Origin of the sequence: Pseudomonas sp. NFACC41-3, from assembly GCF_900109505.1 — a bacterium.
Classification (GTDB): domain Bacteria; phylum Pseudomonadota; class Gammaproteobacteria; order Pseudomonadales; family Pseudomonadaceae; genus Aquipseudomonas; species Aquipseudomonas chlororaphis.
In genome coordinates, this window is sequence record NZ_FOAE01000006.1 from 1 (window position 1) to 14,101 (window position 14,101).

A 14,101-nucleotide genomic window follows, 5' to 3' on the forward strand; every position below is an offset into this window, starting at 1 on the left:
ACCACCTGATCCCATCCCGAACTCAGCAGTGAAACGATGCATCGCCGATGGTAGTGTGGGGTTTCCCCATGTGAGAGTAGGTCATCGTCAAGATTGAATTCCGAAACCCCTGTCTGCTGACGCAGACAGGGGTTTTGTTTTTGTACGCCTGAAAGCCTTGAGGCTTACATCCAAGCCAGGTCTCCAAGTCACCTAGCAGGTGAGCTGAATCCCCTTCAGCCCCCAACCTATGCTCCACAACATCAGAACAGAGCGAAGCACCTCCGCTCTATCCCTCACCTCACCGCTGACGCATCTTGCTGCTTCTGCGGGCCAGCCATTTACGCCACCAGATGTAGATCCCGGTGACGGACAACACCGCAATCACCAACCCCAACACCGCAATAAGTACCTGCCCGGTAAAGCCGATGATCCGGCCACCATGGATCGGCAGTTGCAGCCGATAAAAACGTTCGCCCAAGGTGCCTTGCCCGGCGATCTCCTGTCCCAACAGGTGCCCATCGGTGCCATGAAAGAACAGCCACGACTTACCATGGGCCTCGGTATCGTGCTGACCGAAACCGGCGCCATAGAAGTTGTATTCGAAGCTGTAATACAGCTCGCCGATCGCTGCTGTCAGGCCCAGCCGTTTGCCTTCTTCCTGGGCCCGTTCATAAGCCTGCTGATAGGTGAGCCGGGTAACCCCCAACTGATCGCTGGGCATGCGCCCACGGGCTTCATAGACGCTCGGCTCGATCGGTGATAGTAGGGAAACCACCGGCTTGAACACCTGGCTCGGCAGGTTCATCGCCACGCTGCTGATCGCTATCGGCAGCAGCAGTAACCACAGCCATAACCCGCCCGCGCGATGCAGATCCATGTTGAGACGATAGGCGTGCCCGCCCTTGATCTTCCAGGCGGTCGACCACTTCTTCCAGAACGGCCGGCCACGGGGCAGGGTGAGGAACAAGGCGATGAAGCAATCGATGACCCAGAAGATCGCCACCAGCCCCATCAACACCAGCCCCCAGTTACCCGGCAACGTCAGGTTGTAGTGGAATTCGAGAATGAAGGGGATGAGATTCTCCCGCTGAAAACAGCAGGCACCCCAGAACCGTTTGCCGGTCTGCTCGCCACTGACCGGGTCCAGATAGAACACCTGGTTGGGGTCGTCGAAGGGTTTGCCCGTGGCCGGATCGTTACGGGGAACCGCCGCGAGCAGTGCGGTATGCCCGGGCTCATTGGGGTACTCCATGTACCAGACCTGCAGGCGCGGATGCTGCGTCTGCACCCGGTCGACCAGGCTTCCAGGCGGCAGTGCCTGACCCTCGGCAGGGGCCTCGTAGAACCCCGGGTTGAGCCACTCGTCCAGCTCGTGATTGAAGGCCAGCAGGCTGCCGGTCAGCCCTGCCAGCAGTAGAAACACCGCGGTGGCCAGGCCGATATAACGATGCAGTAGAACCAGAATTGCGCGCATGGAATTTTCCCGTAGAGACGACAAAGCCAGCGCGTGCGCTGGCTTCGGGGGAACGACAAATGATTAGAACTGGTAGCTGACCGTGGCCGCGACGTTCCGCTCCTCGCCCATGTAGCAGAAGCTCAGGCTGGCACAGGAGGTGATGTAGGATTCGTTGGTCAGGTTGTTGGCATTGAGCCGGACATCCACCCCCTTCAGGCCGACCTTGCCCAGGTCATAGCCGACGGAGGCATCGAACAGGGTGTAGGACGGCACCTTCATGGTGTTCTCCGCATCCGCCCAGCTGTAGCCGACATAGCGCACGCCACCACCCAGGCGCAGGCCGTCGAGCGAGCCGCTGTCGAACTTGTAGTCGGCCCAGAGCGAAGCCATGTGCCGCGGCGCCTGGGTCGGTGAGTTGCCCTTGTTCTCGATGATGTCGGTGGCCGTGCTCAAGGTGCTGATCATCGACTTCGAGTACTCGATATCGGTGAAGGTGTAGCTGCCGAGCAGCTTGAGGTTGTCGTTCAATTGCAGGTGCGCTTCCAGTTCCAGGCCCTGGGAGCGTACGGCGCCGACCGCGCGATAGAAGTTTTCCTGGGGCAGCTTGGTGGCCAGGTTTTCCTGGTCGATGCGGAACAGCGACGCGGTGTACAGGTCATCCGTGCCCGGTGGCTGGTACTTCAGGCCCAGTTCCCATTGGGTGCCATCGGTAGGCGCCAGCGGGTTGCCGGCACTGTCCGCGTAAGAGTTGGGGTTGAAGGATTCGGAATAGCTGATGTAAGGCGCCAACCCGTTATCGAACAGGTACAGCGCCCCGGCGCGGCCGGTCAGCTTGGTGCGCTTGTCATTGATTTCGGTGCCCACCGGGCGCGAGGCTTCGGCCAGGCGGTTCTCGTCCGAGGTTTCTACCCAGTCCTGGCGCAGGCCCAGGGAGAAGCGCCACTTGTCCATCTCGATCAGGTCCTGCAGGTAGACGCCGGTCTGCTCGAGGCGACGCAGATAGCTGACCGGGTCGTAGTAACTGATGGCCGAGTTGCCATAGACCGGATCGAACGCATTGATCGGCGCCACGGAGCCGCTGGTCCAGTCCACCACTGTCTTGCGCCGCTGGTAATCCGCGCCCATCAGCACCGTGTGCTTGGTCGCGCCGGTGAGAAATTCGGCCTGCAGCATGTTGTCGACAATGAACGCATGCAGCTTCTCGTCGCCACCGGTGTAGTAGCGGTTCAGCTCGTTGCTGGTCGGGGTGGTCCAGCCGTAGCCGTAGACCTGATCCAGCTTCACCTTGGAGTCCAGGTAGCGGAAGTTCTGCCGCGCGGTGAAGACATCGTTGAAGCGATGTTCGAACTGATAGCCGAACGACTGCTGATCGCGCTCATAGCGATCGATGCCCGGTTCGCCTTCGAAGAAGTTCTCGGAAATCCGCTGGCCGTTGCGCGGGTGCAACGCACCGTCGGCCGGCATGCCGCTGTGGTAGCCGCCGTCCGGATCGTGTTGCAGGTACGCCTGCAGGGTCAGCGAGGTGTCATCGGTGAAGTCGATGCTCAGGGTCGGTGCCAGGGCGTAGCGTTTTTCCTTGTTGTGGTCGAACTGGGTGTCGGAGCGGTCCGCCAGCCCGGTCAGGCGATAGGCGATGCGCTTGTCGTCGTCCACCGGGCCGCTGAAGTCGAAGCCCATGCCGCGCTGGCCCTGGGTGCCGACCGTGGCCTGGATCTGATGGTAGGGCTCGAACAGCGGTTTCTTGCTGGTCAGTGCCACCAGGCCGCCCGGGGAGCTGCGGCCGTAAAGCACCGACGAAGGCCCCTTGAGGATGTCCACCCGCTCCAGGAAGTACGGATCGACCTGCATGGTGCTGTAGGTGCCGCTGTCGCCCATGGACTTGAGGCCGTCGAGGTAGATGTTGTCCACCGAGCCGTCGTTGAAGCCGCGCATGGCCACGTAGTCGTACCTGTGGGTCGCGCCGTAGGGGTTGGTCAGCACGCCGGGGGTGTAGCGCATGGCCTGGGACACGGTTTGCGAACCCTGGTCGTCCATTTGTTCGCGGGTCACCACGGAGACGCTTTGCGAGGTTTCCAGCAGCGCGGTACTGGTCTTGGTGGCGATCTGGCTGTGGGTGGCGTTGTAGCCTTCCATGCTGCCCAAGGCATTGCCCAGGGCGAAACCCTTGATGTCGGTGGTCGGCAACGCCAGGGCGCCGGTCTCGGGCAAGGCCCGCAGCACGTAGCTGCTGCCGTCCTGGCTCAGCGCTTCCAGGCCGGAGCCGTTGAGCAGTTGGCCCAGGGCCTGGTCGGTGGAGTACTCGCCCTTCAGGCCGGCGGACTGGCGCCCCTGGAGCTGCGCCGGGGTCATCGACAGGGTGATGCCGGCCTCGCGGGCGAAGCGGTTGAGTACGTCGCTCAGGGCGCCGCCGGGGATGTTGTAGCTGTGGCTGAGGCTGGCCGCGCCAGACTCGGCCGCCTGTGCCAGGCAAGGCAAGGCGGCGACGCCCAGCGCCGAGGAAAGCAGGGCCACGCGCACGGCATGGCGCAGGCCGAGGGCGGGCCGTGCAGAAGAAGAGTGGTGGAAGTGCACAATCATGGAAGGGTTCCGTTGAGTCGCTGAAGGCAGATGGAAGTGCTTACTGTCTAAGCCGGACTCACGGGAAAAAGCCGCCAAAAAAATTTCAACGAATTGCAGCGCCTCAGGCCAGACGTTCCAGGGTGACCCACCAACGGGTGCGATAACGCAGGCGCACGGGCAGGGTTTGCGGGAGGATCGCCAGCAGTTTGTCGGTGTCCTCCAGGCGGAACACGCCGGACAGGCGCAGGTCGCCGATCTCGTCGGCACAGCCCAGGTAACCGTGGCGATAACGTCCGACTTCGTGGATGAAGTCCGCCAGCCGCATATTGCGGGTGACGATCAGGCCATCGGCCCAGGCGCCCACGTCCATGTCCAGCGGTGGCACCGGCAGCGCCTGGGACGCACTGACCCGATAGCTTTGCCCGGCCTGTACCCGGGCCGAGGCGCCATCGGCGGTGTGCGGCGAATGAATGGCGACGCTGCCGGCGGTGACGCTCAGGCGCGTGCAGTCGCCCTCCATGCGCACCACGAAACTGGCATCGAAGCCTTCGAACAGACCATGGCGGGTCCGTACCAGCAGCGGCCTGGAAGGGCTCGCCTGCGGGTCTGGCCCGCAGGTCAGCATGATTTCCCCACGGCTGAGTCGGATCAGCCGCTGCCGGGCATTGAAGTCCATGTCGGCGGCGCTGTCGGTGTTGAGCTCCAGGCGCGAGCCGTCCGGCAGCTGGAAGCCGCGGCGTTCGCCAGTGGCGGTGGCGAAGTCGGCGTTCCATTGCTGCCAGGCCAGTTGCTCCTTGCCCAGCCACGCGGCAGAACCCACCAGCATGACGCCGCCGAGCAGCTTCAGGGCCTGGCGTCGGCCGAGGCGTTGGGCGCTGTTTTCCAGGGTATCGAAGGCCACCTGGGCACCGGGCACCGCCCGCAGGTTGCTGTGCAGTTCCTGCTGCAGCGATTGCACCCGTTGCCAGGCCAGCTCGTGCTCGTGATGGGCCGCGCGCCAGGTATCGCATTGCTGCAGCAGCCGGGGGGTACCGGCGTTGTTGCGCAGGCGCAGCATCCAGTTGATGGCCTGCTTGACCACCAGGTGCCTGGGGTCCACGGGCCGGCGCAGGTTGATCGAGGGGTTATCCACAGCGCTCAAGCCTCATAGCGCAGCAGGTAGCAGTGGAACAGCGCGTCGGCCACGTAACGCTCCACCGAACGCAGGGACAGCCCCATCTGTTCGGCGATCTGCTTGTGGGTCAGGCCCTCGCACTGGGCCAGCAGGAACGCCTTGCGCACTTTCGGCTTCAGGCCTTCGAGCATGCGCGCGATGCTTTCCAGCAGCTCCAGCACCAGGGCGCGGGCTTCCTCGCTGGGGGCTTGGGCTTGCGGCAGATGGGCGATGGTTTCCAGGTAGGCGCGTTCGATTTCCTCACGGCGCCAGTGGTCGATCACCAGGCCGCGGGCGATGGTCCGCAGGAAGGCGCGCGGGGCCTTGAGTTCCAGGCGTTCGGTGCGCTGCAACAGGCGCACGAAGGTGTCCTGCGCCAGGTCGGCGGCATCGGCGGCGTTGCCCAGCCGGCTGCGCAACCATGTGTTGAGCCAGCCATGGTGATGGCTGTAAAGCGCCTGTACCGCGAACTCAGGTGATGACATGGATGCGACTGCCCGGGTGTCACAAATGATAATTAGTCGCATTGTCATCAAGGGGTTGGGATTTTGCAACAGCCGCAGGGCGACCGGCTACGGAAAAGTCCGACGCGACCGCTCTAGCCTGCCGTTCAGCGGTTTTTTGCAGATAACAAGTACATTTCTGACAAATCGCTAAGATTTATCCGTCTCGTGCCGACAGACAGTGAGACCCATGCGTGCACCAAAGTAGAGCGGTCGTAGAACGCCGCCTGCGTTGTTACATGGAAAGTTGCATCCCGTACGCATCCCCACTTTCGGCATAAGAAGTCCCATGACATGAATCTCAAGTTCAGCCATAAAATCCTTTTGGCCGCCTCCGGTGTAGTGGTTCTGGCATTCGCGTTGTTCACTTTGTACAACGACTATCTGCAGCGAAACACCATTCGCCAGAACCTCGAATCGTCCATCGAGCAGGCGGGTGACCTCACTTCCAGCAGCGTCCAGAACTGGATGAGCGGACGCATCCTGGTGCTCGAGAACCTCTCGCAGAACGTCGCCCACCAGGGCGCCAACGCCGACTTCCCGGGGCTGGTGGACCAGCCGGCGTTCACCACGAACTTCCAGTTCACCTATGTGGGCCAGGCCAACGGTGTGTTCACCCAGCGGCCTGACGCGAAGATGCCGGACGGCTACGACCCGCGTCAGCGTCCCTGGTACAAGCAGGCCGTGGCGGCCGACAAGACCATGCTGACCCCGCCCTACATGGCGGCCGTTGGCGGGCTGGTGGTGACCATCGCCATGCCGGTGAAAAAGGACGGCCAGCTGCTGGGCGTGGTGGGGGGAGACCTGAGCCTGGAAACCCTGGTGAAGATCATCAACTCGGTGGACTTCGGCGGCCTGGGCCATGCCTTCCTGGTCAGCGCGGACGGGCAGGTGATCGTCAGCCCGGACAAGGACCAGGTGATGAAGAACCTCAAGGATGTCTACCCGGGCGCCAACGTGCGTATCCAGAAAGGCACCCAGGAAGTGCTGCTCAACGGCCAGGAACGCATCCTGTCGTTCACCCCGGTGACCGGCCTGCCGAATGCCGAGTGGTACATCGGCCTGTCCATCGACCGTGACAAGGCGTTCGCCCCGCTGAGCAAGTTCCGCACCTCGGCGCTGCTGGCGATGTTCATCGCCGTGGCCGCGATTGCGGTGCTGCTGAGCCTGCTGATCCAGGTACTGATGCGTCCGCTGACCACCATGGGCCGCGCGATGCAGGACATCGCCCAGGGCGAGGGCGACCTGACCCGCCGCCTGGTGGTGGAGAGCAAGGACGAATTCGGCGTACTGGGCGGCTCGTTCAACCAGTTCGTGGAACGTATCCACGCATCGATTTCCGAAGTGTCCTCGGCCACCCGCCAGGTGCACGACCTGTCCCAGCGCGTGATGGCCTCGTCCAACGCGTCGATCATCGGCTCCGACGAACAAAGCGCGCGCACCAACAGCGTGGCCGCGGCGATCAACCAGCTGGGCGCCGCCACCCAGGAAATCGCCCGCAACGCCGCCGATGCCTCGCAGCACGCCAGCGGCGCCAGCGAGCAGGCCGACGATGGTCGCCAGGTGGTGGAACAAACCATCCTGGCCATGACCGAGCTGTCGCAGAAGATCAGCCTGTCCTGCACCCAGATCGAAACCCTGAACGCCAGCACCGACAACATCGGCCACATCCTCGATGTGATCAAAGGCATCTCCCAGCAGACCAACCTGCTGGCGCTCAACGCGGCCATCGAAGCGGCGCGCGCCGGTGAAGCCGGTCGCGGTTTCGCGGTGGTGGCCGACGAGGTCCGCAACCTGGCCCATCGCACCCAGGAATCGGCCGAGGAGATCCACAAGATGATCACCTCGCTGCAGATCGGCTCCCGCGAAGCGGTATCGACCATGAACGCCAGCCAGGCGTCCAGCGAAGAGAGCGTCGAAGTGGCCAACCAGGCCGGTGCGCGGCTGGTCAGCGTGACCCAGCGCATCACCGAGATCGACGGCATGAACCAGTCGGTGGCCGCCGCCACCGAAGAGCAGACCGCCGTGGTGGAAACCCTCAACGTCGACATCAGCCAGATCAACCTGCTGAACCAGCAGGGCGTGGCCAACCTCAACGAAACCCTGAAGGATTGCGATGCCCTGTCGCTGCAGGCCAACCGCCTGAAGCAACTGGTGGACAGCTTCAAGATCTGACCCGCACTGCCCTGAAAAACGCGATGAGGCCGGTATGGCTCATCGCGTTTTTTTACCTGTCCGACCAGCCCATCGGCACCCCTTGCCGTACTTCGGACCGCCTCCCTCTCTACCGGTCTGCGAACCCCTGTAGCCGCTGCCGCAGGCTGCGAAAAGGCCGCAGGCCTTCAGCGATCTCAAGCCCTTGCGCCGCCTTCGGCGTCGATCGCAGCCTACGGCAGCGGCTACAGGGGTATTTCCAGTGTTACTCGAACATCCTTTGCACATTGCCCATTGCCTCATCGGCAAACCCCTGCAGGAATCCCTGGAAGGCCGCGACCTCGGCACCGCCTTCGGCCGGGTCGGCGACGATGCGCCAGGTGGCGCGCGCCCGTTCGCCGGGCAAGGCCTCGACGCTCATGGCCGCCCACAGATTGCCAATGCCCAGGGTGTCGTAGATCAGGCTCCAGGTCATGTACAGGGCCTGGTCGTCCCGAGAGTTGAGTTGCTCGATCACGATGTTGCCGTCGTGGAAGAACTTCTTGCGCACCGAGCGCACGCCCTCGCCGGTCATTTCGATGTGCGACAACGCGGGAATGAAGGCCGGGAAGCCGGCGAAGTTGCCGACGATATTCCAGACGCTTTGGGCATCGGCGCCGATGTCCACGGTGGACAGGACCTGGCAGGCGTTCGGGTTCTTGATCAGGGTGTCGGGTTGCAGGTTTTTCATGGTGTTCTCCAGCGTGGGTGGGTTCAGATAAAACGGATGTCTTTCAGGTACTGGCAGCCCTTGCGCAGCAGCGCCGGGTCCTTGGGCGGGTAGTCGGCGCCCATGCGCCGCACCCCGGCCTCGGCGTTGGCGTGGCCGATCAGCGAGATGTCGCCGATGTCTTCCTCGAAGCCGTTGAGGTAGAAGCCGAGGACGCCGAACAGCGCGTTGTCGCGGTCGACCCGGCCCAGCTGGCGCTGCCAGTCGGCGACGCTGACCATGCGGAACTCGCGCCCGGCTTCGCGGAACGAGGCGACATAGGCCTCCCAGCTCAAAGGCTGCGGGTTGTGCAGGTTGAACACCGCGTGGGCCGGCTGATAACGGCTGGCGTGGAAGGCGATGAAGCGGGCGAGGAAGTCCACCGGCATCAGGTCGAAGTTCATCGCCAGCTGCGGCACCTGGCCCAGTTGCAGCGAGCCCTTGAGCATCAGCATCAGGCGGTTGCGGTGGGGCTGGCAGACCCCGGTCTGGCTGTTGAAACTGATGTTGCCCGGGCGATAGAGATTGACCCACACCCCCTGTTCGCGAGCCCGTTGCAGGATCCGCTCGCCGACCCACTTGGACAGGTTGTAACCGTTGCGGATGTAGATCGGCGGGGTGGCCGCGGGCGGTTGTTCGAGCACCCGGCCCTGGGCGTCGATGCTGCTGGAGGCGGACAGGGTCGAGACGAAGTTGAAGACCTTCTTGCTGCGCCCTTCGCACAGGCGCAGGCACTCGAACAGCGGCTCGACGTTGTCGCGCGCCAGCGCCGGGTAATCGAGCACGTGATTGACGTTGGCGGCGTTGTGCACCAGCGCGCCGTATTCGCGGTCGATGCGTTCATACACATCCGCCGCCAGCCCCAGCCGTGGCTGGCTGATATCGGCGGCATGCACCCGCACCCGGCTCAGGTCCAGATGCTCCAGGCGGTTGTCGCGCAGGGCCTGGGTGAAACGTGCGGCGGCCGATTGCGTGGGCGTTTCCCGCACCAGGCACGCCACCTCGTTGGCGCCCCATTCCAGCAGTGCCTGGACGATGTGCACGCCGAGGAAACTGTTGGCGCCGGTGACCAGCACCTTGCGCACGTCGCCCAGTTGGCTGGCCGGCAGCACTTGCAGGTCGAGTTCGGCGTTGGCATCGGCGAACACCGGGTCGAGGGACGTGTCCGGGCCGTCGTGGGCGGCGCCGTCGACCAGGGTCGCCAGGTTGCTCAGGGTCGGCGCCTCGATAAAGCGGTTGATCGACAGGCCGCGGCCGAACTGTTCGCGAATCGCCAGCAGCAGGCGCGACAGCAGGATCGAATGGCCGCCGAGGTTGAAGAAGCTGTCGTCGGTGCCGATGTCCTCGGCCGGCAGTTCCAGCAGTTCGGCCCACAGTTGCAGCAGGCGCTGTTCAGTGGCGTTCTGTGGCAGGCGTCGCCGGTGGTTGCTGCCTGGGGTACGCGGCAGGGCCAGCAGGGCGCGGCGGTCGACCTTGCCGTTGGCGGTGCAGGGCATGCTCGGCAGCTCGATGTAGGCGCTGGGCTGCATGTAGTCCGGCAAACGCTGGCGCACCTGCTCGCGCAGGGTTTGCAGCGCGTCGCCGGCGGCGTTCGGCTGGGCCAGGTAGGCGAGGATCCGCCGCTGCTCGTCGATCACCACTGCCACCTGGCGGAACAGCTGGCCGTCGCGCAGGCAATGCTCGATCTCCTCGGGTTCGACCCGGAACCCGCGGATCTTCACCTGGTTGTCCCGCCGCCCGCAGATCTCGATGCCGTTGTCGGTCCACTGGCCGATGTCCCCGGTGCGATAGACCCGCAGTCGGCGCCCGTCCGGCAGGTCCAGGGTCAGGTAGCGTTCGGCGCTCAGCGCCGGGTTGTTCAGGTAGCCGAGGCCGACGCCCGGCCCGGCCAGGTACAGCTCGCCGGGAGTGCGGTCGGGCAGCGGTTGCAGCTGTTCGTCGAGGATCAGCACCTGGCTGTTGGCGATCGGCAGGCCGAGGTTGCGCGGGTTGTCGTCGACGCGCAGGCGGCGGGTGGTGGCCAGCACCGTGGTTTCGGTCGGGCCGTAGATGTTGTGCAGCGCGCACTGGTCGGCCAGGCGCTGGATGACGAAGGGTTCGCAGACGTCGCCGCCGGTCACCAGATGCTCCAGGCCCAGCGGCTGCTCCAGGGGCAGGATGCTCAGCAGCGCCGGCGGCAGGAAGGCGTGGCTGACCTTCTGCTGCTGGAGCAGGGCCAGCAGTTGCCGCGGGTCGCGCCGCTGGTCCTGGTCGGGGACCACCAGCAGCGCGCCGCAGAGGAAGGTGGGCAGGATATCCAGCAGCGAGGCGTCGAAGTTGATGGTGGAGAACTGCAGCACCCGGCTGTCTGGGTCCAGCTCGACATGGTCGATATACCAGGCGCAGAAGTGACTGAGATTGCCCTGGCTGAGCAACACGCCTTTGGGTTGGCCGGTGGTGCCCGAGGTGTAGATCGCCACGCAGGGCGCCTCTGGTGGCCGCGCCTGGCGCAGCAGCGGGAGGCTGTCCTCGGCGGCGTCATGCAACAGGGTGCGCACATCGAGTTGCGCCAGCTCGAGGTCGGCCAGGTCTTCGCAGCCGTCGTGCAGCAGCAGGGCGGCGCCGGCGTTGTCGAGAATGTAGCGCCGCCGTTGCGCCGGGTGCTCCGGGTCCAGGGGCAGGTACACCGCGCCACAGCCGAAGGTCGCGAGAATCGCGGCATAGAGCACCGCCGACTTGGGCAGGCACAGGCCGATCACCGGTGGTTGGGCAGAGGCTGGAGGCAGGTGTCGCAGCATCTGCCGCTGCAGGTTGCGGCTCAGCCGATGCAGGGTCTGGTAGCTGTAGTCGACGCCCTGGATGTTCAAGGCCGGACGCTGGGCGAAGGCCAGCAGGCTCTGGTCGAGGCGCTGGACGATCGGCACCTGCATCTCGCGCAGCAAGGCCGGTGTCGGCTGTGGGTTGTGCCGGTGCTCGAAGGCCAGCGAGTCCAGGCGCTCCAGGCCCAGCAACGGTTCGCTGGGTTCATCCAGGGCCGCGAGCTGCTGGAAAAATGCCGCGCCGCGGGAAAAGCCGCTGACCAGCCGCGCGGTGCTGGCGACCAGCCTGGCCACCGCGCTGCCGCGCAGGGCCTGGCCGTTGCCGCTGGCCTCCGGCGGCAGGCTTGCCTGTTCGATCAGCCGAGCGTCGTGGCGGTGGAACAGGCGCACCTGCGGCAGCCCGGGCGCCGCTTGGGCGATCAGGGCGATGCGCAATTCCAGGCGCGCGGTGTCCGCCGCGAGGGGCAGTGAATCACTCAGGCTGCCGTCGTCGATCAGCAGATGGGGCCGCAGCCCCTCGGTGTTGGCGATGGCCTGCGGCGAGTCCAGTTTTCGCACCAGATGGCCGTGGCGCTCCAGCTCCATGGCCAGTTCGTTCAGGGCCTGGCTGCGGCCCGTCAACACAATGTCGAGGCGTCTCATGCTCGGGTCCCTCCGTTAGGGCAGGTAGTCGGCCAGTGCGTCCTGGACGCAGGCCGAATCCAGCATCGAACTGCTGCGCAAGAAGCGCAGGATGTTGGCGATCAGCGGGTGATGGCGGTTGATCGGGTAGGCCAGGGCGGCGGCTTCTTCGCGCAGCGCCTGCTTGATCGGGGCGGCGACGGGCAGTTGCTCGATCAGCCGCAAGTCGAAGTCCTTCTGAATGTCGTTGGTCAGGTACTGGGCGATGAACACCGGCAGCACCCGGGCGATCTCTGCGCGGTCGGCATCGCTGGCGCCGTGCCAATAGATGCGCACCAGCCGCGACCAGAAGCCCGAATGCCGGCCTTCGTCCTGCAGATGGTCGGCCATCAGGCCCTTGATCGACTGCTTGACCGTGTCGTCCTTGGCGAAGGCGGCGACATCGTTGGTCACGGTGTTTTCGGCGATGGCCACGCAGACCAGCTCCATCGCGTCGCGCAGGTGGTCGGGCGCCAGCCGCAGGGCGGCGGGGATGGCCCGGCTGAGTTCGATTTCCCGGGGCAGCTCGATGGGCTCGATACCGCTCATGGCGATGGTCTGCTGCATGAAGTCCATCGCCACCAGCGCGTGGTAGTCCTCGTCCACCACCACGGTCATGGCGTCGTAGCGACAGGCGAAGGGGAAGGCAATGGCGAAGCGATTCTTGGCGATGTTGCGGGCGGTCTTGTCCACCAGCTCGGTCTCGAAGATCACCACGTCGTTGATGAACTTGTAGAGGCTTTGCACCAGCACGAAGTCCCGTAGATGGGCACAGTGGTCGAGGAAGCCCTGGCTGTGCACCAGGGGCTGGCGGCTCAGGGGGTAGATCAGCTTGTCGTCGTCCTCGAGCATGCGCCGCGGCCGGGTGCGGATGGTCGCGCGCTCTTCCCAGGTGTCGGCGAAGGATTGGTAGTCGAGGGCGTTCATGCGCTCACCCCGATCGCCGATTCGGCCATGCTCAGGCGCAGCCCGTCCCACAGGGCGATGCGGCTGTCCACCGCGGCGATAGCCGCCGCGTACACCTCCTGCTGGCGTTGCGGGTCGCCAGCCACCAGCCGCTGCAGCAGCTGTTCCGCGGCCGGGCCGTGGTCGTCGGAGTCGACTTCGATATGGCGTTGCAGGTAGTAGCGAAAGGTCGGCGCCTGCTCGATGCCGATGCCCCAGTCGTCGAGGATGCGCTGGAACATCCGCGGGATGACGCTTTCCCGGCCATGGAGAAAGGCTGCCGCCACGCAATGGGCCGGCGCCTGCACGGCGGTGTGCACGGTCTGGCGGACAAAGGCGCTGGCGGCCGGGTCGGCGTCGACGCTGTACAGGGCGGTGTCGAAACTCACACCCTCCTGTTGCAGCGCGACGAAGCGTTCCACGACCCCGGTGGTGGCGCCGACTTCGCGCATGGCGTCCAGGTACAGCTCGAAATGGCTGTAATGGCCTTGCCCGGGGCGATCGTCGGACTCCTCGCCGAGCACGATCTCGTTGATCAGCCGAGCGGCGCGAGGGTCCCGCGGCGGTAGCCAGGGCAGGCGCACGCAGGTCAGTTCCTGTTGCAGGCGCTTGGTCAGCGACATGAAGTCCCACACGGCGAAAACATGGGCCTGCATGAAGCGTTGAAGAACCGCGAGTGTGTTGATTTCGGCAAAAATGGGATGGGCGCTGAGTGTGGCCTTGCGGGCGTCGAGAAGTTCTTTGCTGGCGTTCATTTAGGCTACCTGTCTGAGATGTTCAAATGTGTTTGATTGGCCGATTAGTTGCGGCTCGTATAGGCGTTTTAATCAGTAATTATTTATTGCGGGCGAACAGGGGCCTCAAACCTGAGTTGATAAACTGGAAAGTTTTATAGTGCTGGCCTGTCTATCCGTTAAAGAACCGTCGTCTTGGCGTTATGGGCTTGCGAGAGCCAATAAAGCCGAGGCTTTCCAGGTGCTCATGAACGGCTGCTCGACGTTGTTTAATGTCGGCGGAGAAAAAACTAATACAGGAGAAAGTGTCGAGCAAGTTGTTTTTATAATACTTTTCTAACTTGTATTTTTGTCGCGCGACAAGTTGCTGCAAAACTTCTGGTTGAAGTTTTGTTGAGATGAAGTTGCC

General features: G+C 64.1%; 9 protein-coding genes and 1 rRNA gene. 2 read left to right on the top strand and 8 right to left on the bottom strand.

From position 1 onward, the window contains the following. Positions 1 to 93: ribosomal RNA gene (rrf, locus tag BMY68_RS24705) — 5S ribosomal RNA — on the top strand; the annotation flags it as partial. Between the two features lie 187 nt (positions 94 to 280). Here rrf and BMY68_RS24710 read toward each other — a convergent pair. From BMY68_RS24710 to BMY68_RS24725, 4 genes are all read right to left on the bottom strand, one after another. After that, positions 281 to 1,456, bottom strand: coding sequence for a PepSY-associated TM helix domain-containing protein (locus BMY68_RS24710; RefSeq protein WP_085533197.1), 1,176 nt, complete (start codon positions 1,454 to 1,456; stop codon positions 281 to 283). A 63-nt stretch (positions 1,457 to 1,519) separates the two neighbouring features. Beyond that, on the bottom strand, positions 1,520 to 4,015 hold the full coding sequence (locus BMY68_RS24715) for a TonB-dependent siderophore receptor (RefSeq protein ID WP_085533199.1): 2,496 nt from the start codon (positions 4,013 to 4,015) through the stop codon (positions 1,520 to 1,522). Positions 4,016 to 4,118: 103 nt separating this feature from the next. After that, a complete protein-coding gene (locus tag BMY68_RS24720; RefSeq protein ID WP_085533201.1) occupies positions 4,119 to 5,129 on the bottom strand; it encodes a FecR domain-containing protein in 1,011 nt (336 codons plus the stop codon). Positions 5,130 to 5,134: 5 nt separating this feature from the next. Then, entirely contained in the window at positions 5,135 to 5,635 is a 501-nt protein-coding gene (locus BMY68_RS24725) for a sigma-70 family RNA polymerase sigma factor (RefSeq protein WP_009041561.1), read from the bottom strand. A gap of 312 nt (positions 5,636 to 5,947) precedes the next feature. Between BMY68_RS24725 and BMY68_RS24730 the strand changes: the two genes are divergently transcribed. Beyond that, on the top strand, positions 5,948 to 7,828 hold the full coding sequence (locus tag BMY68_RS24730) for a methyl-accepting chemotaxis protein (RefSeq protein ID WP_009041562.1): 1,881 nt from the start codon (positions 5,948 to 5,950) through the stop codon (positions 7,826 to 7,828). Between the two features lie 244 nt (positions 7,829 to 8,072). Here the strand turns inward: BMY68_RS24730 and BMY68_RS24735 are convergent, their stop codons facing one another. The 4 genes from BMY68_RS24735 to BMY68_RS24750 are packed head-to-tail and all read right to left on the bottom strand — an operon-like array spanning position 8,073 to position 13,713. Then, positions 8,073 to 8,537 (bottom strand): SRPBCC family protein, encoded by a 465-nt coding sequence (locus BMY68_RS24735; protein ID WP_062824083.1) that lies wholly within the window; start codon positions 8,535 to 8,537, stop codon positions 8,073 to 8,075. 23 nt (positions 8,538 to 8,560) lie between these two features. Further along, positions 8,561 to 11,995 carry a non-ribosomal peptide synthetase gene (locus tag BMY68_RS24740; RefSeq protein ID WP_085533203.1) on the bottom strand — a complete coding sequence of 1,145 codons (3,435 nt, stop codon included), beginning with the start codon at positions 11,993 to 11,995 and terminating at the stop codon, positions 8,561 to 8,563. Between the two features lie 15 nt (positions 11,996 to 12,010). After that, positions 12,011 to 12,940, bottom strand: coding sequence for a diiron oxygenase (locus BMY68_RS24745; protein WP_009041565.1), 930 nt, complete (start codon positions 12,938 to 12,940; stop codon positions 12,011 to 12,013). Then, on the bottom strand, positions 12,937 to 13,713 hold the full coding sequence (locus BMY68_RS24750) for a DUF3050 domain-containing protein (RefSeq protein WP_085533205.1): 777 nt from the start codon (positions 13,711 to 13,713) through the stop codon (positions 12,937 to 12,939). Before BMY68_RS24750 ends, BMY68_RS24745 begins: the two co-directional genes overlap by 4 nt. Positions 13,714 to 14,101: the final 388 nt, after the last annotated feature.